At 59.7% G+C, this 25,456-nt stretch carries 15 protein-coding genes, 2 pseudogenes and 1 CRISPR repeat array; of the genes and pseudogenes, 3 read left to right on the top strand and 14 right to left on the bottom strand.

Going from position 1 to position 25,456, the window contains the following annotated elements:
* The 3 genes from rny (at window position 1) to CAY53_RS07495 (ending at window position 3,108) form a co-directional block, all read left to right on the top strand.
* Window positions 1-1,566 carry a ribonuclease Y gene (gene rny, locus CAY53_RS07505; protein ID WP_104936591.1) on the top strand — a complete coding sequence of 522 codons (1,566 nt, stop codon included), beginning with the start codon at window positions 1-3 and terminating at the stop codon, window positions 1,564-1,566.
* Between the two features lie 19 nt (window positions 1,567-1,585).
* Entirely contained in the window at window positions 1,586-2,803 is a 1,218-nt protein-coding gene (gene tyrS, locus CAY53_RS07500) for a tyrosine--tRNA ligase (protein ID WP_104936590.1), read from the top strand.
* 122 nt (window positions 2,804-2,925) lie between these two features.
* Window positions 2,926-3,108, top strand: a complete 183-nt coding sequence (locus tag CAY53_RS07495; RefSeq protein WP_104936589.1) for a hypothetical protein — start codon at window positions 2,926-2,928, stop codon at window positions 3,106-3,108.
* A gap of 578 nt (window positions 3,109-3,686) precedes the next feature.
* On the opposite strand, the pseudogene CAY53_RS14115 reads toward CAY53_RS07495, so the two are convergent.
* The 14 genes and pseudogenes from CAY53_RS14115 to hisD form a co-directional block, all read right to left on the bottom strand.
* Window positions 3,687-3,830 (bottom strand): annotated as a pseudogene (locus CAY53_RS14115) (IS30 family transposase); the annotation flags it as partial.
* Window positions 3,831-3,845: 15 nt separating this feature from the next.
* Window positions 3,846-4,612 (bottom strand): IS5 family transposase gene (locus CAY53_RS07485; protein ID WP_245874769.1). Its coding sequence is split into 2 segments (ribosomal slippage): window positions 3,846-4,279 and window positions 4,279-4,612, totalling 768 coding nucleotides; the frame shifts between segments, so codons are not numbered across the junction.
* Between the two features lie 76 nt (window positions 4,613-4,688).
* A CRISPR array of direct repeats spans window positions 4,689-10,414; the repeat unit is 31 nt; unit sequence GTTTCAATTCACGCCCCTGTGAAGGGGCGAC.
* Window positions 10,415-10,680: 266 nt separating this feature from the next.
* Complete coding sequence (gene cas2 / locus CAY53_RS07475; RefSeq protein ID WP_104937486.1) at window positions 10,681-10,971, bottom strand: CRISPR-associated endonuclease Cas2; 291 nt, start codon at window positions 10,969-10,971, stop codon at window positions 10,681-10,683.
* A gap of 3 nt (window positions 10,972-10,974) precedes the next feature.
* Window positions 10,975-12,006, bottom strand: coding sequence for a type I-C CRISPR-associated endonuclease Cas1c (cas1c, locus tag CAY53_RS07470; RefSeq protein WP_104936586.1), 1,032 nt, complete (start codon window positions 12,004-12,006; stop codon window positions 10,975-10,977).
* A complete protein-coding gene (cas4, locus tag CAY53_RS07465; RefSeq protein WP_104936585.1) occupies window positions 12,003-12,632 on the bottom strand; it encodes a CRISPR-associated protein Cas4 in 630 nt (209 codons plus the stop codon). The genes cas1c and cas4 overlap by 4 nt, the downstream gene beginning before the upstream one ends.
* 80 nt (window positions 12,633-12,712) lie before the next feature.
* Window positions 12,713-13,624, bottom strand: coding sequence for a type I-C CRISPR-associated protein Cas7/Csd2 (gene cas7c / locus CAY53_RS07460; protein WP_104936584.1), 912 nt, complete (start codon window positions 13,622-13,624; stop codon window positions 12,713-12,715).
* Between the two features lie 18 nt (window positions 13,625-13,642).
* A complete protein-coding gene (cas8c, locus tag CAY53_RS07455; protein WP_104936583.1) occupies window positions 13,643-15,355 on the bottom strand; it encodes a type I-C CRISPR-associated protein Cas8c/Csd1 in 1,713 nt (570 codons plus the stop codon).
* Window positions 15,352-16,068, bottom strand: coding sequence for a type I-C CRISPR-associated protein Cas5c (cas5c, locus tag CAY53_RS07450; RefSeq protein ID WP_104936582.1), 717 nt, complete (start codon window positions 16,066-16,068; stop codon window positions 15,352-15,354). The genes cas8c and cas5c overlap by 4 nt, the downstream gene beginning before the upstream one ends.
* A gap of 18 nt (window positions 16,069-16,086) precedes the next feature.
* The gene (locus CAY53_RS07445) at window positions 16,087-18,312 is read right to left on the bottom strand and encodes a CRISPR-associated endonuclease Cas3'' (protein WP_104936581.1); all 2,226 of its coding nucleotides are present in this window, start codon (window positions 18,310-18,312) and stop codon (window positions 16,087-16,089) included.
* 379 nt (window positions 18,313-18,691) lie between these two features.
* Window positions 18,692-20,638: a selenocysteine-specific translation elongation factor gene (gene selB / locus CAY53_RS07440; RefSeq protein WP_104936580.1), complete on the bottom strand. Its 1,947-nt coding sequence runs from the start codon at window positions 20,636-20,638 to the stop codon at window positions 18,692-18,694.
* Between the two features lie 239 nt (window positions 20,639-20,877).
* Window positions 20,878-22,004 (bottom strand): annotated as a pseudogene (gene asd, locus CAY53_RS07435) (aspartate-semialdehyde dehydrogenase).
* A gap of 31 nt (window positions 22,005-22,035) precedes the next feature.
* On the bottom strand, window positions 22,036-22,956 hold the full coding sequence (locus CAY53_RS07430; protein ID WP_104936579.1) for a ribose-phosphate diphosphokinase: 921 nt from the start codon (window positions 22,954-22,956) through the stop codon (window positions 22,036-22,038).
* Between the two features lies 1 nt (window position 22,957).
* A complete protein-coding gene (gene leuB / locus CAY53_RS07425) occupies window positions 22,958-24,037 on the bottom strand; it encodes a 3-isopropylmalate dehydrogenase (protein ID WP_104936578.1) in 1,080 nt (359 codons plus the stop codon).
* Between the two features lie 96 nt (window positions 24,038-24,133).
* A complete protein-coding gene (gene hisD / locus CAY53_RS07420; RefSeq protein ID WP_245874768.1) occupies window positions 24,134-25,453 on the bottom strand; it encodes a histidinol dehydrogenase in 1,320 nt (439 codons plus the stop codon).
* Window positions 25,454-25,456 lie beyond the last annotated feature (3 nt).

The following is a 25,456-nucleotide window of genomic DNA, read 5'->3' as shown; positions in this document are numbered from 1 at the left end:
ATGGAATTCAATGTTATCACCCTGTTGCTGGTCGTGCTGGCCCTGACGGCAGGTATCGCGGCAGGTGTCTTTTTGCGGCAGAGACTGGTGGAGGGCAATCAGAAGAATCTTGCCCAGCAGGGCAAACAGATCATTGAAAACTCTATTCACGAAGCCGAGCAGATCAAAAAATCCGCCATTCTGCAGGCCAAGGAAGATGCCCTGAAACTCAAGCAGGATGCCGACCGGGAGATCAAGAGCAACTGGCAGGAACTGAAGGAGGAACAGCGCCGCATCAATCGCAAATCCGACGAGATCCAGCGCGAGGGCGAGCTGCTGGAGGAACGGCTGGGCAGCCTGGAGCAAAGGCAGCAGAAACTGGCGGAGCAGGAAGCGCAGGTCGAGTCCAGAAACCGGGAGCTGGGCGAGCTGGTCGCGGCACAGTTCGACAAACTGGAAAGCATTGCCGGCATCACGCGGGAAGAGGCCAAGAAGGAACTCATGGACTCCATGGAAAGCGAGGCCCGCATGGACTGCGCCAAACGGCTCGTGCGCCTCGAAAACGACATGAAGCTGGAGGCCGACCGCAAGAGCAAGAACATTCTGGCCCTGGCCATCGCCCGTTACGCCGGCGACTACGTGGCCGACCGCACGGTGTCCGTGGTGCCTCTGCCCAACGAGGAGATGAAGGGGCGCATCATCGGCCGCGAGGGCCGAAACATCAGGGCCATCGAGGTGGCGACCGGCATTGACCTGATCATCGACGACACCCCGGAGGCGGTCATTCTCTCCGGCTTCAATCCGGTACGGCGGGAAATCGCCCGGCAGGCCCTGGAGCAGCTCATTGCCGACGGCCGCATCCACCCGGCCCGCATTGAAGAGGTGGTCAAAAAAGTCACGGAAGAGATCGAGGCCAGCATCCGCGAGGCCGGCGAACAGGCCACCTTTGACGTGGGCACCCACGGCATGCACCCCGAGCTGGTCAACCTGATCGGCCGGCTCAAGTACCGCACCAGCTATGGCCAGAACATTCTCCAACACTCCTTGGAAGTGGCCTTCCTCTGCGGTGCCATGGCTGCCGAGCTGGGGGTGGACGAGAAAAAGGCCAAGCGGGTCGGTCTGCTGCACGACATCGGCAAGGCGGTGGATCACGAGGTGGAAGGCTCCCACGCCATCATCGGCCGCGATCTGGCCCGGAAATACGGTGAGGCGGAGGAAATTGTCTACGCCATCGGCGCACACCACGGAGACCAGTTGCCGAAAAGCGTACTGGACGTGCTGGTGCAGAGTGCGGATGCACTTTCCGGCGCCCGGCCCGGCGCCCGCAAGGAAATGCTGCAGAGCTACGTCAAGCGGCTTGAGGATCTGGAAAACATCGCCAACAGCTTCCCCGGCGTGGAAAAATCCTACGCCATCCAGGCCGGCCGCGATCTGCGCATCATCGTGGACAGCCAGAAAGTGCACGACGAAGACACCGTGCTGCTCAGCCGCGATATCGCCCGGGCCGTGGAGGCGCAGCTCTCCTACCCCGGCCAGATCCGCATCACCGTCATCCGCGAGACACGTTCCGTGGAATACGCCAAATAAAAAGGAGAACACCCTACCGATGCAGCCCCTTGCAGAACAACTTGCCCTGATTGAGCGGGGCAGCGTTGATTTTCATTCCAGAGAAGAGCTGGCCAGAAAGCTGGAGCGCGCCATTCAAACCAACACGCCCCTGCAGATCAAGGCCGGCTTTGACCCGACCGCGCCCGATCTGCACCTGGGGCACACCGTGCTCCTGCAAAAGCTGCGGCAGTTTCAGCAGCTTGGGCATACCATCAACTTTCTGATCGGTGATTTCACAGCCACCATCGGCGACCCGACCGGCAAATCCGAAACCCGGAAGCCGCTCACCCGGGAAGAGGTTCTGCAGAATGCCGCAACCTACAGGGAGCAGGTCTTCAAGATGCTGGACCCGGAAAAAACCCGGATCTGCTTCAACTCGAGCTGGCTGAACAAGCTCACGCCTGCGGAAATCATCCAACTGGCCTCCCAGCTCACCGTGGCGCGCATGCTGGAGCGCGACGACTTCAAGAAGCGCTTTGCCGACAACAAGCCCATTTCGGTGCACGAATTTCTCTACCCGCTCATTCAGGGCTTTGATTCGGTGGCCCTCAAGGCAGACGTGGAAATGGGCGGCACCGACCAGCTCTTCAACCTGCTCATGGGTCGCGATCTGCAGCGCGCCTGGGGCCAGGAACCGCAGGTGGTCATCACCACCCCACTGCTGGAGGGTCTGGACGGCGTCAACAAGATGAGCAAGTCGCTGGGCAACTACATTGGCGTTTCCGAGCCGCCGGACACGATTTTCGGCAAACTCATGTCGATCAGCGACACGCTCATGTTCCGCTACTACGAACTCCTGAGCGACAAATCGCTTGACGACATTGCCGAGCTGAAGCGCAACGTGACCAGCGGTGACATCCATCCGAAAGAGGCCAAGGTGCAGTTGGCACGGGAAATGGTGTGCCGCTTCCACAGCCCGGAGGCGGCAGATGCGGCCCAGCGGGGCTTCGAGCAGATCTTCGCCAGAGGCGAATTGCCGGACCAAATTGAGGAGATCGAAGTCCAGGCCGAGGCTGACAACATGTGGCTGCCCAAGCTGCTGCACGCAGCCGGGCTGGTGAAATCGAGTTCCGAGGGCCGCCGCATGATCGAGCAGCAGGCGGTCAGTGTGGACGGCAGCAAGGTGAGCGATGTGGACGCCACGGTTGCAACCGCTGATCCCGTTCTGCTGCAGGTTGGCAAACGCCGCTTCTGCCGGGTCAGATTCCGCCGCTGAAGAGGTGTAGCTTCTCATCGCCAATGCACCGCTCGCTTTGGGTGGGCAAAGGTGAAAAGGACAGAGCGGGATTCTGGTCGAGTTGGCAGCGTCAAACATCAAGCAGCCAGCAGGAACCCGCCGTGTCCCGCATCCATCTGACCCTGAAAGAACGCATCGGCATCGAAGTATTTGTAGCCATGGGCTGCGTTGCCGAACAATTCCTGCCTGCCCTGACCCGCCACCACAGCACCATTTCCAGCAAGCTGCGCCAGGGCAGCGCCAAATCCGGCTCCGTGCCCGGACTGCTGATTGCCGCGCCATGAGCGCTGCATGAGCCGCTCCGGCCTGATCGCCCACACAGATTGCCTGCCCCTCTACGGCTGGACCTGCTGGACTATCCAGAGGATCAAAGCATGCGCAGCAGTGGGAGAGCTTCCCCCGCTGGATTTACGCTGCCGCACAGCCCGGCGATACCAGCTATCGTCATTTGCGCCGCGCCCACCGGCCCCGCCAGCGGCAAAGCAGTTCCGGCCGGGGCAGAGGCCGGTTTCCCGGGCCTATCGAGATATAGCCCCGGCGGCCACAGCCCGTTGCGGGCAGAACCCGCTTTGGGGACTGGAGAGCGGATCTGGTCTGCGCTGCGGGAGGCCAGGCGACCCTGCTCAGTTGCAAGGAGGACAAGAGCCGCTTTCTCTTGCTGACCAGGGCCCAGGACAAGACAGCCATCGCCTTGGGCGAGGCGCTCCTGCCGTGTTTGTGTGGGCTGCCACCGGCTCGTCGGCAGCCGCTGGCCCTTGAAAATAGCTCGGAAATGATCCAGTTCAAAGAACTGGAGTCGGCAACTGACCTGCGCAGCTCCTTTTGCAGGCCGCATTCGCCTTGGCAGGGCGGCAGGGTGAATTCAAATTGCAAATGCACCGGTGAGGGCCTGGTTAAAAACCTCAGCGGGAGTCTGGTAGTGTAAACATTTGCGCGGCCGGTTGTTCAGTTGTTCTGCGGCGTCCGAAATCATCTTTTCCGTGATCTTGTGAAAGCTGATGTCCCTTAGGCTCAGGCCTCATTAATCGAGATAGAATATGACGGAAGCCGCGAGGCATAGAGCTGAAAAGAAGGTATGTGCGCAGCGGTCATAACGCATGGCTATTCTCCGCCAGTCCTTGATCCTGCCAAACATGATCTCGATCTTGTGCCGCTGTTTATACAGATTTTGATCGTACGAGCAGGGTCGCTTCCGGCTCCTTCTGGGCGGGATGCAGGGCGTAATGCCTCTGGCACGCAGGGCATCACGGAACCAGTCGGCGTCATAACCACGGTCCGCCAGCAGCGCCCTGACCTCGGGCAAAGCATCTATGGCATCCATAAGCAGGGCGGCTCCTTTGTAGTCGCTTACCTGGCCTGCCGTGAGCTTCATGGCCAGGGGCCTGCCGTGGCCGTCGCAAAGGGCATGGAGTTTGGAGTTCAGCCCGCCCTTTGTGCGGCCGATGCAGCGGGAAAGAGCCCTTTTTTGAGCAAACTGGCGGCGGTACGATGCGCCTTGAGGTGGGTCGCATCGATCATCACCTGGCCATCCTGTCCCGCTGTTTTTGCCAATTCGGTAAAAATGTTGTTGAAGATGCCCATCTGGCTCCAGCGCAAAAAACGATTGTAGAGCGTCTTGTACGGGCCATACTCGCGCGGCGCATCTTTCCACTGCAGGCCATGCTTGATGACATAAATGATGCCGCTGATGACTTTCCGGTCATCGACCCGCGGAATACCATGTGAACGTGGGAAGAAGGGCTTGATACGTTCGAGTTGTTCGGCAGAAAGGTAGAAAAGTTGGCTCATGGCGTCCTCCTTGAGCACAACTAACCAACTTTTCTGATTTTTGGCAATTAATGAGGCCTGAGCCTAGGGATATCTGGTTTCAATTCACGCCCCTGTGAAGGGGCGACGGTATTGGCAGGATTAAAGGAATTCCCACTATAGGTTTCAATTCACGCCCCTGTGAAGGGGCGACGTCAGAAAACTGGGAATTCCCGTCGTTTTCGACGGGTTTCAATTCACGCCCCTGTGAAGGGGCGACCCGGCCCGGGGTCTAGAGGCCGCACTTTCCACAGGTTTCAATTCACGCCCCTGTGAAGGGGCGACTTCCAGTTTTCGGATAACTGGAAAGCAATGTGGGGTTTCAATTCACGCCCCTGTGAAGGGGCGACGATAGATACACTAGGTAGGGATGCGTGCCTTGAAGTTTCAATTCACGCCCCTGTGAAGGGGCGACGTTCTGCCAGTCTGGTGGATTTTCAGTCAGGAAAAGTTTCAATTCACGCCCCTGTGAAGGGGCGACGGTATTGGCAGGATTAAAGGAATTCCCACTATAGGTTTCAATTCACGCCCCTGTGAAGGGGCGACGTCAGAAAACTGGGAATTCCCGTCGTTTTCGACGGGTTTCAATTCACGCCCCTGTGAAGGGGCGACCCGGCCCGGGGTCTAGAGGCCGCACTTTCCACAGGTTTCAATTCACGCCCCTGTGAAGGGGCGACAATCTGGCGGTCTTTCCAGTCCGCCCATTTTTGGGTTTCAATTCACGCCCCTGTGAAGGGGCGACGTTATGAAAACTGCAGAAAAAATTTTAGCCAACCGGTTTCAATTCACGCCCCTGTGAAGGGGCGACACTTTTTTCGCTAGTGGAATTTTATTCTTAAAACTGTTTCAATTCACGCCCCTGTGAAGGGGCGACGAGGAATTTGGGTCTTCCTCCCTTAACATGGATTGTTTCAATTCACGCCCCTGTGAAGGGGCGACTTACCAGATGCCAGAGCACTTTCGAGTGCTCTTGGGGTTTCAATTCACGCCCCTGTGAAGGGGCGACCAGAAATGGGCCGACCAAAAATCGGCCCAGATTGGTTTCAATTCACGCCCCTGTGAAGGGGCGACCAGAAATGGGCCGACCAAAAATCGGCCCAGATTGGTTTCAATTCACGCCCCTGTGAAGGGGCGACTATACATGTTGCCTTGCCCACTTGGGGCAAGGCAGTTTCAATTCACGCCCCTGTGAAGGGGCGACTTGCCCACCATTGACAATTCTGATAACGCCCGGGTTTCAATTCACGCCCCTGTGAAGGGGCGACTATTCCTGCCAGACTGGTTGTTAACTCTGATACAGTTTCAATTCACGCCCCTGTGAAGGGGCGACTGATTCTTTTCATATTTTCAAGCCCTTGTTCCTGTTTCAATTCACGCCCCTGTGAAGGGGCGACTTCTGCCAGTCTGGCGGATTTTCGGCTAGGAAAAGTTTCAATTCACGCCCCTGTGAAGGGGCGACTCGACGTAAACATAGCTAAAATCTCCCAAAAATGTTTCAATTCACGCCCCTGTGAAGGGGCGACTGGCAGCTAGTTATCCTAGCTGCCAAAAAAATGAGTTTCAATTCACGCCCCTGTGAAGGGGCGACGATGGCGGGTGTGCTCTTGCCCACATGACTTGCAGTTTCAATTCACGCCCCTGTGAAGGGGCGACTTTCATGCCAGCAAAGTACTTCTCTTTGCTGGTATGTTTCAATTCACGCCCCTGTGAAGGGGCGACGCGGGAATTCCCGGGCTTGGGATTCCCAATACCGGTTTCAATTCACGCCCCTGTGAAGGGGCGACCACCCATATTCAGGTGTCGCCCTGCCATTTCTGGGTTTCAATTCACGCCCCTGTGAAGGGGCGACGACTAGTAACTGGTATCTTGGGAAGATAGAAAACAGTTTCAATTCACGCCCCTGTGAAGGGGCGACAGTGGATAGTTTTACCTTCGACCCAAAAGAATTGGTTTCAATTCACGCCCCTGTGAAGGGGCGACAATAGTTTTTTCTGCATATTTGCCATAAAACGATGTTTCAATTCACGCCCCTGTGAAGGGGCGACCATGCCAGAATCCTCCCTGTTTGTCCGTTTCAAAGTTTCAATTCACGCCCCTGTGAAGGGGCGACTATGTTGAGATATTTCTTTGAAATCATCTCGAACGTTTCAATTCACGCCCCTGTGAAGGGGCGACCATCGCCGGCGTCAGTTGCGGTTGTTCGAACTCATGTTTCAATTCACGCCCCTGTGAAGGGGCGACAAAGGGTACATCATAGGGCGCACGCTCTTGTGGGTTTCAATTCACGCCCCTGTGAAGGGGCGACCAATCGGGACTTTGATGTGCTTGATTGTCTTTGGTTTCAATTCACGCCCCTGTGAAGGGGCGACATATCATATATCGTCCAGTCAATATTGTTTTGACGTTTCAATTCACGCCCCTGTGAAGGGGCGACCAGGGTGTCCTGTAAAATAGGCAGAATCCTTCAAGTTTCAATTCACGCCCCTGTGAAGGGGCGACGACATTCCCTCCATTGCCTTATGCTGGTTTATAATGTTTCAATTCACGCCCCTGTGAAGGGGCGACGTTATCAAGAGCGGGAATTCCCACTATTCAGCAGTTTCAATTCACGCCCCTGTGAAGGGGCGACGAGACTACCATGAAGCACAGTGACTGGTACATCAAGTTTCAATTCACGCCCCTGTGAAGGGGCGACGATGAAGGAGAGCAAGTATGGTGTGAGCATTGCGCGGTTTCAATTCACGCCCCTGTGAAGGGGCGACACAACTTCTCGGTGTGCTTTGGTTTTATGGCAAAGGTTTCAATTCACGCCCCTGTGAAGGGGCGACGTTCCGACGCCATCACCAGTCTTCCTCCGGGGCTGTTTCAATTCACGCCCCTGTGAAGGGGCGACGCCTCCGGTGCAGCAACAGGCACAGGTACAGGCGCAGTTTCAATTCACGCCCCTGTGAAGGGGCGACCCACCACACTATGCACAGGCCCGATCGATATCGTGTTTCAATTCACGCCCCTGTGAAGGGGCGACGGTCCCATGATTGCTTGTGACAGTCACAAGCAAAAGTTTCAATTCACGCCCCTGTGAAGGGGCGACCAGAATCGGCAAGTCCTGGTTCATCCGGTACTCGTGTTTCAATTCACGCCCCTGTGAAGGGGCGACAAGTACACTATATATAATGGTAACAGGATACAAAGTTTCAATTCACGCCCCTGTGAAGGGGCGACGTCCTTGTCCGTACGTGCATGGGTGAACCAAAGAGTTTCAATTCACGCCCCTGTGAAGGGGCGACCTGCAGGAGCCGGCCCTCGAATTTAATGGGCGTGGTTTCAATTCACGCCCCTGTGAAGGGGCGACCCAACTGCCCCCCATAATTGCGTTTAAGCACCTGCGTTTCAATTCACGCCCCTGTGAAGGGGCGACGCTTCTTTTTCTCGTTTACTCTGTTTGGGAGAAGGTTTCAATTCACGCCCCTGTGAAGGGGCGACTGGGAATTCCCGGGCCTGGGATTCCCAGTACCGGGTTTCAATTCACGCCCCTGTGAAGGGGCGACCGGGATTTCCGACGCAGTCCGGAAAAACATCAAAGTTTCAATTCACGCCCCTGTGAAGGGGCGACTTTACGAGTTGAAATAACTTATAAAAAGGTTCCGGGTTTCAATTCACGCCCCTGTGAAGGGGCGACGCAAGCTAGCGTTATCGATTAATTCAAATTTTTGTTTCAATTCACGCCCCTGTGAAGGGGCGACCATCGCTTGAGAACGAGTTCGCCCAAACCATGGGCGTTTCAATTCACGCCCCTGTGAAGGGGCGACCCCGTATCTCCTTGGGCAATAAGCCCAAGGAGATGTTTCAATTCACGCCCCTGTGAAGGGGCGACTTCGCCCAAACCATGGGCGAACTCTTGGACCTACTGTTTCAATTCACGCCCCTGTGAAGGGGCGACCCGCGGGGCTACCCGCCGGAGGTATAATATGTTCGCGTTTCAATTCACGCCCCTGTGAAGGGGCGACGGGACTGGCTTTGGGAGCAGTACATAGAGCAGTCCGTTTCAATTCACGCCCCTGTGAAGGGGCGACGGTGGAATGGGAACTTCCCGTTCCGACAAACGGGTTTCAATTCACGCCCCTGTGAAGGGGCGACGTCGGATGAGTAGTGTTGTTTATGAGCAAATTCAGGTTTCAATTCACGCCCCTGTGAAGGGGCGACTGTATATACTGGCTGGTAATTAAATTCTTTTCGGGTTTCAATTCACGCCCCTGTGAAGGGGCGACGCTCCGTGCAGTACCAGTTAGGATTGTCTTCCAAGTTTCAATTCACGCCCCTGTGAAGGGGCGACGCTAAATCCTGCATACTTTTCATCTCTTGATATGTGTTTCAATTCACGCCCCTGTGAAGGGGCGACGGTTGTGCAATATCACTTTGTATCATCTTCAGGGTGGTTTCAATTCACGCCCCTGTGAAGGGGCGACTAGTTTACTAGGATTATGGATTAATTCAAAAATTGTTTCAATTCACGCCCCTGTGAAGGGGCGACTGGGCGTAACGCTGACCTCGCCGGGCCGCCATTTGGGTTTCAATTCACGCCCCTGTGAAGGGGCGACGCGCACCCCGGCACAACTGGCCACAGAGGGCCGGGTTTCAATTCACGCCCCTGTGAAGGGGCGACGCGTCAGATCATGGCAGTCCCAGGCACGATGCAGGTTTCAATTCACGCCCCTGTGAAGGGGCGACCGCGGCGTCCAGCATGGCCCGGAAAATCGGGGTGCAGTTTCAATTCACGCCCCTGTGAAGGGGCGACCAGCCATTCCTGATCCGCCACCGCTGCAAGCTCGTCGTTTCAATTCACGCCCCTGTGAAGGGGCGACCCTGCAGAGCGCCACCAGGATCGAGATGATGGCGAGGTTTCAATTCACGCCCCTGTGAAGGGGCGACGGAGGTCGTGTTCAAACCCATCGCGGCACGACGGTGTTTCAATTCACGCCCCTGTGAAGGGGCGACTGTGGCCGCAGGAGGTTTTTTATGAGTTATTAGGGGTTTCAATTCACGCCCCTGTGAAGGGGCGACTCTATCCGCGTGCTCCGCTGGTTGGAGCACTGCCAAAGTTTCAATTCACGCCCCTGTGAAGGGGCGACCATGGTGGGTGGTTATACCTGGGGGCGATTTATACGTTTCAATTCACGCCCCTGTGAAGGGGCGACGAGGGATAAAACGGAGATTTGGACTTTGCAAAATGTTTCAATTCACGCCCCTGTGAAGGGGCGACGCGCTGGTGTAGTGTGTAGGCGGACTCGTCCACGGTTTCAATTCACGCCCCTGTGAAGGGGCGACACGCCTGGTATGACACCTGTCCACACGCTTTTTGTTTCAATTCACGCCCCTGTGAAGGGGCGACGTCCAGGACTTCCCAGAGGGTCTGCCAGGAGCCGATGTTTCAATTCACGCCCCTGTGAAGGGGCGACTTGTGTGCCAGTATTGTGCTGACAGGTACTACACGTTTCAATTCACGCCCCTGTGAAGGGGCGACCTATGATGTACCCGTTCTTTTCGAGTACAAGCATAGTTTCAATTCACGCCCCTGTGAAGGGGCGACCTTTTTGCTTCTTCAGCATGCATATCGTACATGATGTTTCAATTCACGCCCCTGTGAAGGGGCGACCAATCGAGATTTTGAAATGCTTGATTGTCTTTGGGTTTCAATTCACGCCCCTGTGAAGGGGCGACAGGATAGCCATCCTGTTCCCTCTCCCTTGCGACAGGTTTCAATTCACGCCCCTGTGAAGGGGCGACGGTTGCGGTGATAATTCCGCAAAATCATATGCGTTTTGGAGATCTTTGCGGGGAACCGGCGACAAAACGCAGATCATCCTGTCCCCTTTGTGGGTCTTAGCAAAAAAAACGTTGCAATCTCAATCTATTATCTTGATCGTGGACCTCCCCATGCAATTGAGCCAGCTTCAGGTTCCCGCAGTCCTGGTCAACAGCCCCATGGCAAATTTGAGTCTCCGGGAAGCAGTGCCCAAGGCTTTTCCTTGATAAAGGCTGCCTCACCTGCCTCAGAAAATCAGCGGCCCTTCCGGATCGTAGGCCGGTTTGGCACCTACATGCTCGATTTTGCCACGCCAGGATGCCCCCAGGAAGTAAAAGCGCAGGCTGTCTTTGTCCTCGTCCATCTCACTGATCAGTGCGGCGCGCAGAGCTGTCCACTGGGCTGGCGTCAGGCTGCATTCAAAGACCGAGTACTGCACCCGCTGGCCCCAACTGCAGCACTTCCGGGCAATACGGCGGAGTCGCCGCCGGCCGGCCGCATCTTCCGTATTGACGTCGTAACTGACCAGAACCAGCATCATTCACCTGATGACATAGGGCGGATAAGCGTCCAGCTCGCCACGAATGCAGCGGGCCAGAAGCCTGGCCTGCATATGCCAGAGCAGGCCCAAGGTCATGCGCTCGTTGAGAAAGGGATGCAGCACCTCGTCCCGTTTACGTTCCTGGTAGGCCACCAGCGCCTCCTTGCGAGCCTTCTCCCTGAGCAGCACCGCGCCAGATGCCGTATGCTCGAAATCCCGGGCCCTGAGTTGGCCCCGGTTGAGCAGGGTGAGCGCCAGCCGGTCGGCCAGCACGGGCCGAAATTCCTCCATCATGTCCAGGGCCAGACTGGGCCGGCCGGGTCTCAGGCGATGCAGAAAGCCCATTTGCGGGTCCAGACCAACCCCTTCCAGTGCGCCGCGCAGATCATTGACCAGAAGTGCGTAAAAAAAGGACAGCAGGCAATTCACCTCGTCCTGCGGTGGCCTTCGGTTACGACCGGTAAAGCGGATTCCCTGCACCTGCGGCGAGAGCAGCCGGTCGAACACGCCAAAATAGATCGTTGCCGCTTCGCCTTCCACCCCGCGCAGCGCGTCCAGCGACTCGGTTCCCGGCAGGCGCCGGAGACAGCGCCCCAGAGCCTCGCAGGCCTGAGACAGCGAGCCATCCCCATGATCCTGGGGGCGGTCCCGCAGGCTGCGCTGCAATACGGTGCGGCAGTTGGCGATTTTGCCGGTGATGAAGGCCCTGGCCAAAGCCGCTGCTGCCGCTTCATCGTCTGCCAGCCGGTACTGCTCCCGCCTGAGGAGCACATTGCCGGTGGTCGGTCCCTGCAGAGTGGCTATGAAGCGGCCATGTTCCGTCAACCACGACACGGTCACACCGTTTTGCGCACAGTGATCCAGTAAGAAGGGGCTGCAGATCACCCGGCCGAAACAGACCAGGGCCCCCAGCGTGTGAATGGGAATTCTGCCCAGTTCCCTGCCTTCCAGACTCAGGACGATGCACTCGCCGTCCTTGGACAACCAGGCGCCCTGGGTGGTGACAAAAAGCGTATTGAGATGGCGTTTCATGGCTCATGCCACAGGCTGTGCAGATACTGCGCTGCCCGATGCGGCGCAGCCACCAGCTCCGGCATACAGATTTGCATAAGCGAGCACGACTGGCAATGGGGCTGTTTCCGTGGTGGCGGCGTCTGGCCGCTTGCCAGCAGCTCGTGCACCGCCCGGGCAGTTGCAGCGGTTTTGTCGCGAAGTCCCGCATCCAGCGCGACCAGGCGCCTCCGGTGCGCTTCGCCGTAATACACCGCCCCTTCGCTCAGGCAGAGACCCAGCATTTCTTCCAGACAGATGGCCTGGGCGCAGAGCTGCACGGCGTCGGCTCCGGCATGACCTTTGGGCGCACCCTTTTTGTATTCCACCGGATAGGGCCGCCAGCCCGAGCCTTCCCGGTGGAATTCCACCACATCCGCCCGGCCGCTCACGCCCAGGGCCTGAGACCTCAACGGCAGATCCGTGACCTGCCGCAGGCCGTCCCGCATCCGGCTTTCGCCGCTGTGGGCCGTTTCGTGCAGGATCCGGCCCTCGACCGTATGCGCATTTTCCGCCCAGACCTGCTCCAGGTGGATCAGCGCGCACTGCCGCGGACAAAAGGCATAGTGCTGGAGTGCGGACAGGGGGATGAAATCGGCTTCGTCCATGATATGCCTGCGGCTGTGGTGGCTCGAGCTTTTGCCTGCCGCCCCTGCTGGCCACAAGGCGCGACGGGCAAGGGCGCACTTTACGGTTTTTCAATGAGTTCCACGCCGCTCAGGCCCTCGCGCCTGATGCTGAGGACATAATCGGCAAAGGAGCGTGGCACGGCCACACCTTCTTTCCTGCTGATGTTCACCCGCTCAAAGAGCTTATGCGCGTGCGCGTTGCCCAGGGCCGAGTCATGACGGAACACGATCAGCCTCTGCGTTGCCATCATGCCGCGGGCGGCGGAACGGTCATACTCGAACATATCAGTCAGCGCCTGCCAAAGCAGCTCAAGATCATCCTCGTCAAAGCCGGTCTGCTGCGCCAGGGCTGGCGAGACAAAGCCATGCGCCACATAGAGCCCGTAGGGCACCGTGTTCTTGCGGCCCATGGTGCGGTTGTCGCCGCCCTGCTTTTCCGCTTCGGCCTCGGTCGCCACCGCCATGCGGGTGATGGCATGCTCAAGCGTCACAATCGGGTCAACGGAGCGGCCAAAGGTCAGTTGCACCGGGCCGCGCACCTGACCGGCATTGGCGCCTGTCGACATGACCGCCCCAAAGGTCCGGATGTCATAATAGCGTGCGCACATTTTCTGCCGTGCGGATTGCACTTCAGAACCCTGCCCCTGCCCCTTGGTGTTTCGTTTGGCCCCGTCCTTGGGATTTTTTGGTGCTTCGTCCAGATTGATGCCCAGATCGGCGTAGGCCTGGGCAATCTGGTTGTTCAATATGGCCTTTTCCTTGACAAAAATATCATAGTCCTCCTGGCCGGCCCTGGTTAGCTGGACATAATTGCGTACCTTGCGCTTCAGGCAGACATCGGTGACCAGTCCTTCGCCGGTTTCGGCATCCACGCGCGGCAGATTGCCTGCATCCGGATCGCCGTTTGGATTGCCGTCTTTTACGTCAAAAACAAGCAGAAAATCATAGCGGTTTTGCAGTTCGGTACTCATGACTGTTTTTTCTCCCGGTTAGTTGCTTTCAACTTTTTTGCTGAAAAAATCCTGCTGCTGGTGGTAGTAGCCAATGGCAAAACGGCCCTGGTCATCTAGCGAAAGATGCGCGGGAAAGGCCGGAAAACCGCTGACAATTTCACCAATCAGCCGCTCGAAATTGACCCTGCGGCCAGCGTTTTCCAGTTTGGCGAGATGATGATTTTTGAGGCGCATCAGATTGCCGAATACGGACAGCGGTGTGCACGAAGCGGCGGAGTAAAAACGGTCGCGGATGGTGGCATTGATACCGGGATTGGCTTCCTGCTGGATTTTTTCCAGGGTGGCGAACAGCCGCCCGAGCCGGTAGCCGATATTGGGATTGTCCTTGTCCAGACTCACGGTAAGACTCCTTTCCTGGTTGGGGTTATTGAGGCGCAGTTTGCGGTTGAGACAGCCTTTGATCAGTTTGGCGCGTGGATAACCGACTTCACCCTCCGCCTTGCAGCGCAGAACCGCCGCCGCCAACAGGGTTTCGGGAAAAGGCAGGCCCTCCAGAATGGCGCGCATGAAGTTGCCGGCCAGATTGGGCGTGATATTTTCCGTTTTGCCCTGCACGGCAGTGGCAACCAGAAGCCGCCACAGGGAAAGGTGATCCTTGTCCCTGGGGCCGTGCGTCAGTTCCAGATCGCGGAAATACCCGGCAAAGCGGCCGGCCAGTTCCGCCACCGTACCCGCGTGCCAGAAGCGGATGACAATCCGGGCGGAGTTGGGTGAGAGACCCAGCACGAAAAAACGGGTAGCTTCGTCATCATGGGCAAATGCGCCGCTGTCCACTGATTGCAGCAGGGCCGCGACATGGTTTGTCAGCGCATCCGGATCGTCTTTGGGCGGTTCGGCGAAAAAGGCAGCCATTTCATCTTCAAAGGTACAGGGCCGATCGGCCCAGAATACGGTGGTGGCGTCACCCACCCGCAGCTTTTGAGCTGAATCCCTGCCCAAAAGCGTGTTGAGCGCTGTAGTGTAAGCAAAGGCTGCAGCTTCACCGACCGGAGCGTTTGCGCCCTGTTCTTTTCCGAAAGACCAGACCGCCGGGAAATTGAACGAGACAATATTGCCACCAGTGGTATTCGTGCCCTGAACACCCTTGATGGCCGGATGCAGCTTGGCCACAGCATCCTGTTGACCGGAAACCAGGCAGATTGTTTGCGCCTTGCCCGTTGGTGCGGCCATGCGGTTCACCAGAGCCTTCACTGCCGGGTCGGCAAAAATGATCGTATCCGTCGCGCCAAGTTTGAAGGAAAGAAAGGCGCAGGTTTTCTTGGCCTCTTCCCATGCGGGGAAGCGGGAGAGCGCGTTGTCAATGTCCGGTCGGGCAAGGAAACGCAGCACCGCGTCAATGGCAGGCAGGGTCTGATGAGATGCAAGACGCTCCCGAAAAGCCGCAAACTGCTGTGCTACCCGGGTCGTTTTGCCCTTGCAGACAGTGCCAGTCACATACTCAACGTTGTCCCAAAGAAAATTGGCAGCAATCCCGGATGAACGTTTGACTTCCTGCGGCACAAGAAACACTTTTGCTCGTTTCATTCTGCCGTCCATTTCCTGCGTGTCCTCAATGTTCACCACGCTGCCATCGGCATTGAGCACAATGAGAAAGGGCAGGGCCTTAGCGCTCCAGCCCGGCGGCGCAATACCCGATTCCGGGTCAGCGGCCTTGCGGTCGTAATAGTCTTTCAGGGCCTGAAGAATCATCGGAGCACCTTCGGGGAATCGGGCGGCGGCACATCGATCGCGCCCTTTTTCATCTCTGGCCGGTAGAACATGGGTTTGATGTCTTTCTCGTTGGAATAATCCAGGTCGTAGAGCATGAAGCCCAAATCGCGGCTCTCGGCAATGGGCGGGGCTTCGTTTTCCGGCGTCTCCACCAGACGCACCAGGGAACACGAAAACTCGCGGCAACCCAGGTATGGCTGCATGAAATGCTGCCCTTTTGTGGCGCGGCGGGCAAACATGGCCGCGTATTTGGCGGCCTTTTCATCAGGCCGGACCTCAGACTGCCGGTACAGTGCTTTTTCTTCCTCGTCCGTCAGCCACTCCGGCGCGGGATTGCGAATTCTGGTACGCTTTTCCGGCGGAATGAAGTCAAACTCCGCATGGAGCCGGTAGCGGACATCGCGCAACAGCAAGCCGGCCCGCTGCTGGCGCTCGTCCTCGATAAAAATGCCGCTGCCGCCGGGCGAGGCAATCCTGGCCACCTCGTTGCGCCGCACGGCTGCCCAGCGAATCGGGTTGAGCACCTCGATCCTGGTGACGCGCCAATTAATGGCCGGTTTCCACAAAATGGCGCTGAAAATAGCCCGTGCAGCCGAAGGCGTGATGACATCATAGCTCACGCGCTCGACCTTCATCTCCGGGCGGGTAAAGCAGGCAAATTCGCCTGCAACCTCCAGACAAAAACCTTTCATGGCTTTCTCCTCCCTGATTCAGATGATCAATTCTCCGGGATTCAGTGCCTCCAAGTCAAGGTTCAGCCCGAAAGTTTCACTGTAGAGCGATGACATGGTTTGTACATAGAGGCCGGAACCGGCGGGCGGCAATTCTTCAAAGAGGCCATTGCCTAAAAGTTTCGGCACCAACTTGCGGGGCACGCCAACCGTGTAGCGCTGCAGGCGGCGCATGAGCTCGCGCTTTGGGCCAAGGGCGCGCAGTTGGCTGATCCATTGGTCGCTGTCGCCAAAGCGGACCAGAACAGGCACGCTATCCTCCTCAATCATCCTGAAAGCTGCAGCCGCTTCCCGGAACTGAAACTGAAAGGTGCGGGCATCACGTACCAGCATGCGGGTAAAAGTCTGTTTGCCATCGTCATTCTGTGCCTGATAAAAGGCCCTGAAAAACCGGGGATAGCTGTCCGGATCATCAGGAGAAGGCGGGCACTCCGATTGCAGCAGGCCGATAAAGGCGTCTTCGGCCTTGCGCAATACCCCTGGTGGTGCGGGTTTTGGCGGCATGAAGACGATCACCTGGCCTGGGTTCTTGCTCCGGCCTTCGCGGTTGCAGCGCCCGGCCGCCTGGGCAATGGACGACAGCCCGGTAAAGGCCCGGTACACCACCGGGAAGTCCAGATCCACGCCTGCTTCCACCAGTTGCGTGCTGACCACCCGTACCGGCGCTCCGGCCTTGAGTCGTTCCCTGACAGCCCTGATTTTCTGCGAGCGGTGTTCACCGCAGAGCCAGGTGGAAAGATAGACCACGTCTTCTCCCGCCAGCTCTGCGAGTTTCCGGCAGTCGGGACGGGTGTTGACCACACAGAGCACCTGCGGGTACTGTTGCAGTTCCTCCGCGATTTCTTCCCAGCTTCTGCGCGCCTGCAAATCATCGGGCAGCACGATTTCCGTTCGCTTCAGCCGGGCATAGAGAGCAGTCGGATCGGGGATGATTTCCCGGCAGGACTGCTGGGCCAGCGGCCCGCTGACCGCCAGCGCGGGCTGGGTTGCGGTGGCCAGCACCAAGGTCGTGCGATAATGGCTGACCAGTTGCGCCATGGCCTCTGTGCAGGGCCACAGCAGATTCGGGGGCAGGAGCTGTACTTCATCCAGAATGACCACACTGTCCGCGATGTTGTGGAGCTTGCGGCACGCGCTGGAGCGGCAGGCGTACAGTGACTCGAAGAACTGCACCGTCGTGGTCACGATGATGGGCGCATCCCAGTTTTCGGCCGCCAGACGCGAGGCCTGGCTTTCCTTGTCCGGATCAAGATCCGTGTGGTGCTCCACGACATTGTCCGTGCCCAAAAAAGAGCGCAGCACGTCGGCGGTCTGTTCGATGATAGATCTGTAAGGAATAACATAAATAATACGCTTCATGCCATGCCTGAGCGCATGACGCAGGGCAAAGGCCGTGCCGGAGAGGGTCTTGCCGCCGCCGGTAGGCACGGTGAGTGAAAAGAGGCCCGGCGCTTCGTGCGCCGCCTGTTCGCAGGCGGCTCGGATTTCAGACCGGATACGATTGACTTCGGTCGATGCCGCAGCCTGCTGCATTGCAGCAAGATTGGCAAAAAACAGGTCAGCCAGTTTGGCAAGCGGCAGGTAGATGCCACGTGCCGCTGCCTGCGCAGGCGACATAAAGCCTTCGGTGCAGAGGAAATCGGCATCCACCAGGCAGGAGAAGAGCATCCGCAACCAGAAGCTGACATCAGTATCCTTGAAGGGCCACGGCGGCCCCGGCCTGCGGGCCAGCCAGCCGGCTTCATGCCGAGCTATCCATGCCGCAAGCGCCGGCTCGGCAAGCACCTTGCCATCTTCCCCCAGGCGCTGCTGCAATGCGCCGTTCGGCGTGATGCCACCGGCAAAATCCGGCAGGCCCGCATGGTGTCCGGCAATGCAGTAGGCCAAAAGCCTGCCGGCCAGCCCGAGCTTTGCCGCTGCCCAGCAGGCGCCCGCGCCGGAGTGTGCATGCTCCGGGGCATCACAGGCGCTGTCCAAAAGGCCGTTGGCATACTGCAGGTACTTTTGAAACGAAGCCCGCGCCTTGCCCGTATCGTGCAGCTCCCCTGCCAGTTCCGCCCACTGTGCCGAATGAAAGGCAGCGGCAAAGCCCGCTGCCATCCTTGCCACTTCCTGCCCATGCCGTTCCAGCGGCTCCCAGCTCTCCGGCCCCTGTCCAGCCAGGGAATGTGCATACGGCACGGTGATCCATGCACTGTTTTTCATCACTGCTCTCTCATAAAATCACAAAGAAAATCGAACAGCCTGTAGTGGTAACGATTTGGGCTCACAGTCCAGTTGCCAAACAGGGGGCAGCCTCCCGCTGCCAATGTTCCGCGCCTGAAGGTGGCAAACAGGTTGCAAGGACCGGGTGGGTTCAGCGCTCCTCCGGTTATACAGTCGGCTTTCATGAAGCCCCGATTGCCTGGCTGCTGCCTGCACGCCGCCCTCTTCCGCCAAAGCCGGCGACAGGGTCGCATGGGCCGCACCGGGGCAGGCCCCGCTTTCCGGGCAGCAACGACCGGGACTGGAAAGGGGAACAGAAAAGGGACTGCATACGAGTCGTACCCAATGGTACAGGCAAGGCGCCAATACCAAGGAGCGATCACTCGCTCTTTGTTCCGCTCTGCTTTCTCGGAACCCGCCTGTCGCCAATGCGGATGGTGAGCTTGATGCGGTCAAAGTATTCCAGAAGCGGAATGAGGAACTTGCGGCTCAGGCCGGTCAGCTCCTTGAAGGCCGGAGCATCGATTTCGCCCTTCTCCTGCAAAAAGGCCGCAAGCCGTGTTTGCAGGCCCGCCAGCACGTCGCGATGAAAGAAAAGCGTCTCGTTGACCCGCACGAGGTCACCCCGCTGCTCCAGGAGCTGCAGCACCTGCCGGACCTGTTTTTCCGGGGCCTCCGGAAAGAGGGCCAGCGCATCCTTCAGATTCGGCGGTTGCAGGCCTGCCTCAAGAAAACGGGCGAGCAGCCCGGTCTCCAGCGCCGCTTCGTCGACTTGCAGTTGCACCGCATGGCCCGCAAGCCGCAGTTCACCGCCTTCCTGCGCTATTTTCCCCTGGCGCTCCAGCACCGCCAACTGCTGGGCCAGGAGCCGCGAGGCCGCCTGCTGATGCCGCTCCTGCAGCCGGCTTTTCAGCTCCTCGCGACCCAGGCCGGTTTTGAGCGGGTTGGCCTTATGAAAACCGGCCAGCGCATGCAATATGTCTTCCTGCAGGCGCAAGGTCTCGGTGCCCGCCAGCAAGCGGCCATCGGCCTGCACGATCTCGCCCCTGGCAAGCGGCTCCTGCAAAAGTTTTTGCAGACGCCTGCCAAAGATGCCGCTGGCTGCCGCAAGTTCTGCCTGGTTCAGACCGCGCAGGCCGCTTTCCGCCACCAGTTGCGCCAGGCAGGCCTGGGGCGTGCCGTGCGCATAGACGGAGAGCGTCCTCCCGGCCAGCGCCCGGCTCTGCTCCGTACCCCGCTTTCTTTTCCGGCCAGGCCAAAGGGCAAGAATGCTACCGCCGGCCAGTGTGGTGGCCGGGGAATAGCTTCTGAGAACAAAGCGGTCGCCCGGCCAGGCCGCCACCGCTTCCTGTAACAGGAGCTGGGCCAGGCCGCTTTCGCCAGGGGCCAGCGCCTCGCTCTGCACAAGCGATACCCGACCGGGAATCTCCCGTGTCCCCAGGTGCACACGCACAGAGCTCCGGTGCCTGAGCGGTCTGGAGCCGCCGGTGGAGGCCTGCACCAGCACGTCCAGAACGCGGGACAGCAGCATGGTGCCCGGAGTTGCGGCCATGTCGCCCTTTGCGATGTCTTCCGTCTCCAGACCCTGGACATTGATGGCCGTGCGATGCCCGGCCTCGGCCATGTCCCGCGCCTCGCCGTGCACCTGAATGCCACGGATTCTGGCTGTCAGCCCACCGGGATAGAAGCAGAGTTCCTCGCCAAGAGCGATGCGGCCCGAAAGCGCCGTTCCGGTAATGACCGTGCCAAAGCCCCTCATGCTGAAGACACGGTCAATGGGCAGGCGAAAAGGGCCAGAGGCCTCCTCCACAGGGAGCGCGGCAACCTTTTCAGCCAGGGCCTGCCGCACCGCTGCAATGCCCTCGCCGCTCTGGGCGTTGACCGGCAGAATGGGAGCGCTTTCCAGAAAGCTGCCCTTGAAAAATTCCCGCAGCTCGGCTGTCACCATGGCCTGCCACTCGGCATCCACCAGGTCGATTTTGCTCAGCACGATGATGCCGTCTTTCAGGCCCAGCAAACGGCAGATCTCGAAGTGCTCCACAGTCTGCGGCATGATGCCCTCGTCCGCCGCCACCACGAAGGCCACCAGATCCATGCCTGCCGCACCGGCAACCATGTTGCGCACAAATTTTTCATGGCCAGGCACATCCACAATGCCCAGACGCCGGCCGCCCGGCAAATCCAGACTGGCAAAACCCAGCTCTATCGTGATGCCGCGCTTCTTTTCCTCCTTGAGCCGGTCGCAGTCCACGCCGCTGAGTGCGCGAATGAAGCTGGTCTTGCCGTGATCCACGTGCCCCGCTGTCCCCAGAACAAGCGCCCGCATAGCCATTTCTCCCTGTAAAAAGCACGTATTGGCACAGGGGCGGCCTTCTGCCTGAGAAAAGCGCAGGCCCCTTGCCTCCTGTCCCTCCACACCGCCCTGCTGTGGCTTCGCTCGACCCGCAGCGGCTTCAGGATCCCTGCCCCCGCGAAGGCCCTCCGCGTCGGGGTACGGACTCTGCCCCGCTGCATACAAAAAAGGGCGCACCACTGGTGCGCCCCCGTCACTGCTGCGGCAAAGGATCAGCCCAGATATTGCAGGGCAATGCCCAGCATCCGGCGGATGGGCTCGGCCGCCCCCAGAGGAGCTGGTCGCCCACGGAAAAGGCGCTCAGGTACTCCGGGCCCAAAAGCATCTTGCGGAGGCGGCCCACCGGAATGTCCAGGGTTCCTGTCACCCGGGCGGGAGTCAGCTCGCGCAGACTCTCCTCCTTCGTATTGTCGACAAGATAGGTCCACGGGGTGTAGCCGGCGATGGCCGCCTTGATATCATCCAGCGGCACGTCGCGCTTCAGCTTGATGGTAAAGGCCTGGCTGTGGCAGCGCATGGAGCCGATGCGCACGCAGCAACCGTCCACAGGTACGTAAGTGCCCGCCTCGCGGCTCAGGCCCAGAATCTTGTTGCTTTCCGCCCCGCCTTTCCATTCCTCGCGGGTCTGGCCCTGCTCCACCGCGCGGTCTATCCATGGAATCAGGCTGCCGGCCAGCGGTGCGCCAAAATTGGCCACCGGGAAATCGCCGCTGCGCATGGCGGCAATCACCTCCCGGTCCAGCTCCAGAATGCCGGCGGCCGGATTCGCACGCACCGTGGCGCTGGCCCTGGCAATGGCTGCCATCTGCTCCACCAGCTCGCGCATGTTCTTGGCCCCGGCGCCGGAGGCCGCCTGATAGGTCTGGCTGCTGATCCACTCTACCCAGCCCTGCCGGTACAAACCGCCCAGGGCCATAAGCATGAGGGACACCGTGCAGTTGCCGCCGATGAAATTTTTAACCCCATCCTCCAGGGCCCGGTCGATCACGTGGCGGTTGACCGGATCCAGCACGATGACGGCGCTGTCGTCCATGCGGAGCGTGGAGGCGGCATCGATCCACAGACCCTGCCAGCCCAGTTGCCGCAGCTTCGGCTGCATGTTCTCGGTGTAGGTGCCGCCCTGACAGGTGACGATCAGGTCGGTTTCGGCCAAAACTTTCGGGTCATTGCCGTCGGCCAGCCTGTAGGTTTTGCCGTCGATTTCCGGGCCATTCTGGCCCACCTGGGAGGTGGAGCAGAAGACCGGTTCAAAACGCCCGAAGTCATTTTCCTGACGCAGGCGCTCCATCAGAACCGAGCCGACCATGCCGCGCCACCCTACTATCGCTACCTTGCGCATCCTGTGTTCTCCTGGTGATTTCACCGAATTCTCAACCAATATCCAGATAAGCCGCTAGCTCCTCGGCAATGAGCGGGGCCACGGAAAAGACCTTGACCAACTCGTCGTTCCGGCGGCCCGGATAGCTGTCCGTACCCAGAATGCAGCGAATACCCTTGTCCCGAAAACGGGCGCGGGCATCTCCGGCCAGCACCAGGTGGGTGGCCATGACGAGCACATCCCTGGCGCCCGCCTCCCGGCAGCGGTCGATGGTCTGCAGCATGGAACCGCCGGTGCGGATCATGTCGTCGCAAATAAGGGCGGTGCGTCCCTTCACTGCGCTGGAAAGCTGGCCCACGATGGTCTTGTCCCTGTCATAGCGGTCCTTGTTGGCCGCGGTATGGGGGCAATCCAAAAGCCCGGCCAGCCGCCCCACCCGCTTGGAAAAACCGTAATCCGGCGAAACCAGCACCAGGTCCTGGAGCCCCAGTTGCCGAATGTACGCAGCGGCCATGCGTTCCGTCCACAGGTGGCGGATGCGCACCTCGCCCGTATGGGCATGCATCACAGCCTCGGAGTGCAGGTCGAGGAAGGCCACGTAATCCGGCCGGGCGCGGAAAAGCTGGCGGGTGCGGGTGATGCCCTTGGGGATTTCGCCGGAGTCCGGTTTGGCCCGCTCCATGGTGGAATAACCCAGATAGGGAATCACCACGTTGACGCTGCGGGCGTTCCAGTACCGGGCGCCGGCCAGCAGATCCAGAAGCTCCATATGGCTCGCATCATCCGGTGTGGCCGCGATGATCGCCAGATCATGACCGCGCAGGCTCCGGGGAAAGGCGTGATAGATTTCCCCGTCCGCAAATTCGCGGATGCACATGGCACTGAGCTCAAGCCCCATGAGCGAGGCGACCTTGCCAGCCAGTTCCTGGCTCGCCTGGTTCGCGATGATGATGGGCCCCCTGCCCTCCTGCATCTCAGGACTCCAGCGCCACGGCCACCGCGTCGCCCATGCCCTGGGTGCTGACCGGGGCATGCCCCGCGGCGGCAATGTCCCTGGTGCGGATATTGTTGGCCAGCACCTGCTCCACCGCCCCTTCAATGGCTCTGGCAGCCTCTTCCTCGCCCAGGCTGTAGCGCAGCATCAGGGCTGCGGAGAGAATCTGCGCCAGCGGATTGGCGACATTTTTGCCCGCAATGTCCGGAGCCGAACCGCCTGCCGGCTCGAAGAGGCCGAAGCTGCCGCCGTTGAGGCTGGCCGAGGCCAGCATGCCCATGGAGCCGGTCAGCATGGCCGCCTCATCCGAGATGATATCGCCAAACATGTTGCCGCAGAGCAGGACGTCGAACTGGTGCGGGTCGCGCACAAGCTGCATGGTGGCGTTGTCGATGTAGATATGATTGAGTTCCACATCCGGATAGCTCCTGGCCACGTCCCTGACGATCTCGCGCCAGAAAACCATGCTGGTGAGCACATTGGCCTTGTCAACCGAGGTGAGCTTGCGGCGGCGGCGGCGCGCGGCCTGAAAGGCCATGTGGGCAATGCGCTCGATTTCGGAGCGCCTGTAGACCTTGGTGTCCCAGGCCCGCTCGTCCGCACCGCTCCCCTCCCGGCCCTTGGGCTGGCCGAAATAGATGCCCGAGGTCAGTTCCCGCACCACCAGGATGTCAAAGCCCCGGCCCACGATGTCGGCGCGCAGCGGGCAGGCAGCGGCCAGGGGCTCGAAAACCCTGGCAGGCCGGAAATTGCAGAACAGGTCAAAATGCTTGCGCAGTGGCAGGAGCGCGGCCCGCTCCGGCTGCTGGGCGGGCGGCAGACCTTCCCATTTGGGCCCGCCGACCGAACCGAAAAGAATGGCATCCGCAGCCTCGCAGGCGGCCAGCGTCGATTTGGGCAGGGCCTCGCCATGGTGATCGATGGCAATGCCGCCCACATCTGCCTGCCGGTATTCAAGGGCAAAGCCAAAGCGCTTCTGCGCCACATCCAGGACCTTGATGGCCTCGGCCATGACTTCCGGGCCAATGCCGTCGCCAGCCAGAACTGCTATCTTCTTCACGGCTCACTCCACAAAAAAAGCGGAAAGGAAAGGCCCGGGGCTTCAGCGGCCGGGCCAGGCATGGGCCTGCAGGCGCAGCGCCAGACTTCAGGCCGGTTACAGGCGCCGACCGACCGAAGCGGCGTGGGCATCCAGCCGCTCCAGCCCGGCCAGATTGCGGATATGCGCCGCATCCCGAGCCAGGGCGTCCCTGCTGTAGTCGATAAGCGAAATGTGCTTCAGAAAGGTCTCCACGCCCAGGGCCGAGGCGGTCTTCGCCGTACCCATGGTGGGCAGCACATGGTTTGGCCCGGCCACATAGTCGCCACAGGCCTCCGGACTGTAGTGCCCCAGGAAAACGGCGCCGGCATGGCGGATCCGGGGCAGCCAGCGCCATGGATCGGACAGATGCAGCTCCAGATGCTCGCTGGCCAGTTGGTTGGCCAGGTGAATGGCGGCCTTGGTGTCCGGCTCGATAAAAATATGCCCCCGGGTGAGCAGCGCGGTGCGGGCAATCTCTTCCCGCCCCAGCTCCGGAAGCTGGCGCGCGAGTTCGGCCTGCACCGCCCCGGCCTGCTCCGGAGTCGCGACAATGGCCATGGGCAGGGCCTGGGGATCGTGTTCAGCCTGGGCCAGCATGTCGGCCGCAATGAAGACCGGATTGGCGCTGTCATCTGCCACGATCAGCACTTCGCTGGGGCCGGCCAGCATGTCGATGCGCACCCGGCCCATGACCTGACGCTTGGCCTCGGCCACGAACTGGTTGCCCGGCCCGGCGATCACGTCCACCGCCTGGATGCTCTCCGTGCCAAAGGCCAGGGCCGCAACGGCCCAGGCGGAACCCAGTTTGTACACCTCGGAAATGCCCAGAATGCGTGCCGCCACCAGCAGCGCCGGATGCACCCTGCCCTGCCGGTTCGGCGGCGTGACCATGACCAGCCGCCCGACGCCCGCAATGCCCGCAGGCACGGCGGTCATCAGCACAGAGGAAACCAGCGGCGTCGAGCCCTCCCTGCCGCCGGGCACATAGAGACCAGCCGCATCCACGGGGCGGACCAGACGGCCGGTGACCATGCCCTCCTCCTGGCTCAGCATCCAGGAATCCGGCAGCTCCCGCTCGTGGAAACGGCGAATGCGGCTGGCCGCGGCCTCAATGCTGGCCATCAGGCCGGCATCGACCTGACGCTCCGCCTCGGCGAACTCTCCGGCACCGACTTTAAGCTCAGCCGCCGTCATGTCCGGCGCATCGAAGCGGCGGCAGTACTCCAAAACCGCGCTGTCGCCTTCCTGCCGTACCCGGGCCAGGATTTCCCGCACCGCAGCCTCGCAGGAGACCACCTCATCACTGAAACGCCTGATCAGCCGCATGGCTGCCGCCTGCCCGGCCCCGGAATCCAGCCGGTGAACCGGCACCAGATTGCTGCTTGCGCTTTCCACAGC

Origin of the sequence: Desulfobulbus oralis (assembly GCF_002952055.1) — a bacterium.
In the GTDB taxonomy this organism is placed as follows: domain Bacteria; phylum Desulfobacterota; class Desulfobulbia; order Desulfobulbales; family Desulfobulbaceae; genus Desulfobulbus; species Desulfobulbus oralis.
Note: the sequence above shows the minus strand (reverse complement) of the source record. Positions and strands in the feature narration are given on the sequence as shown.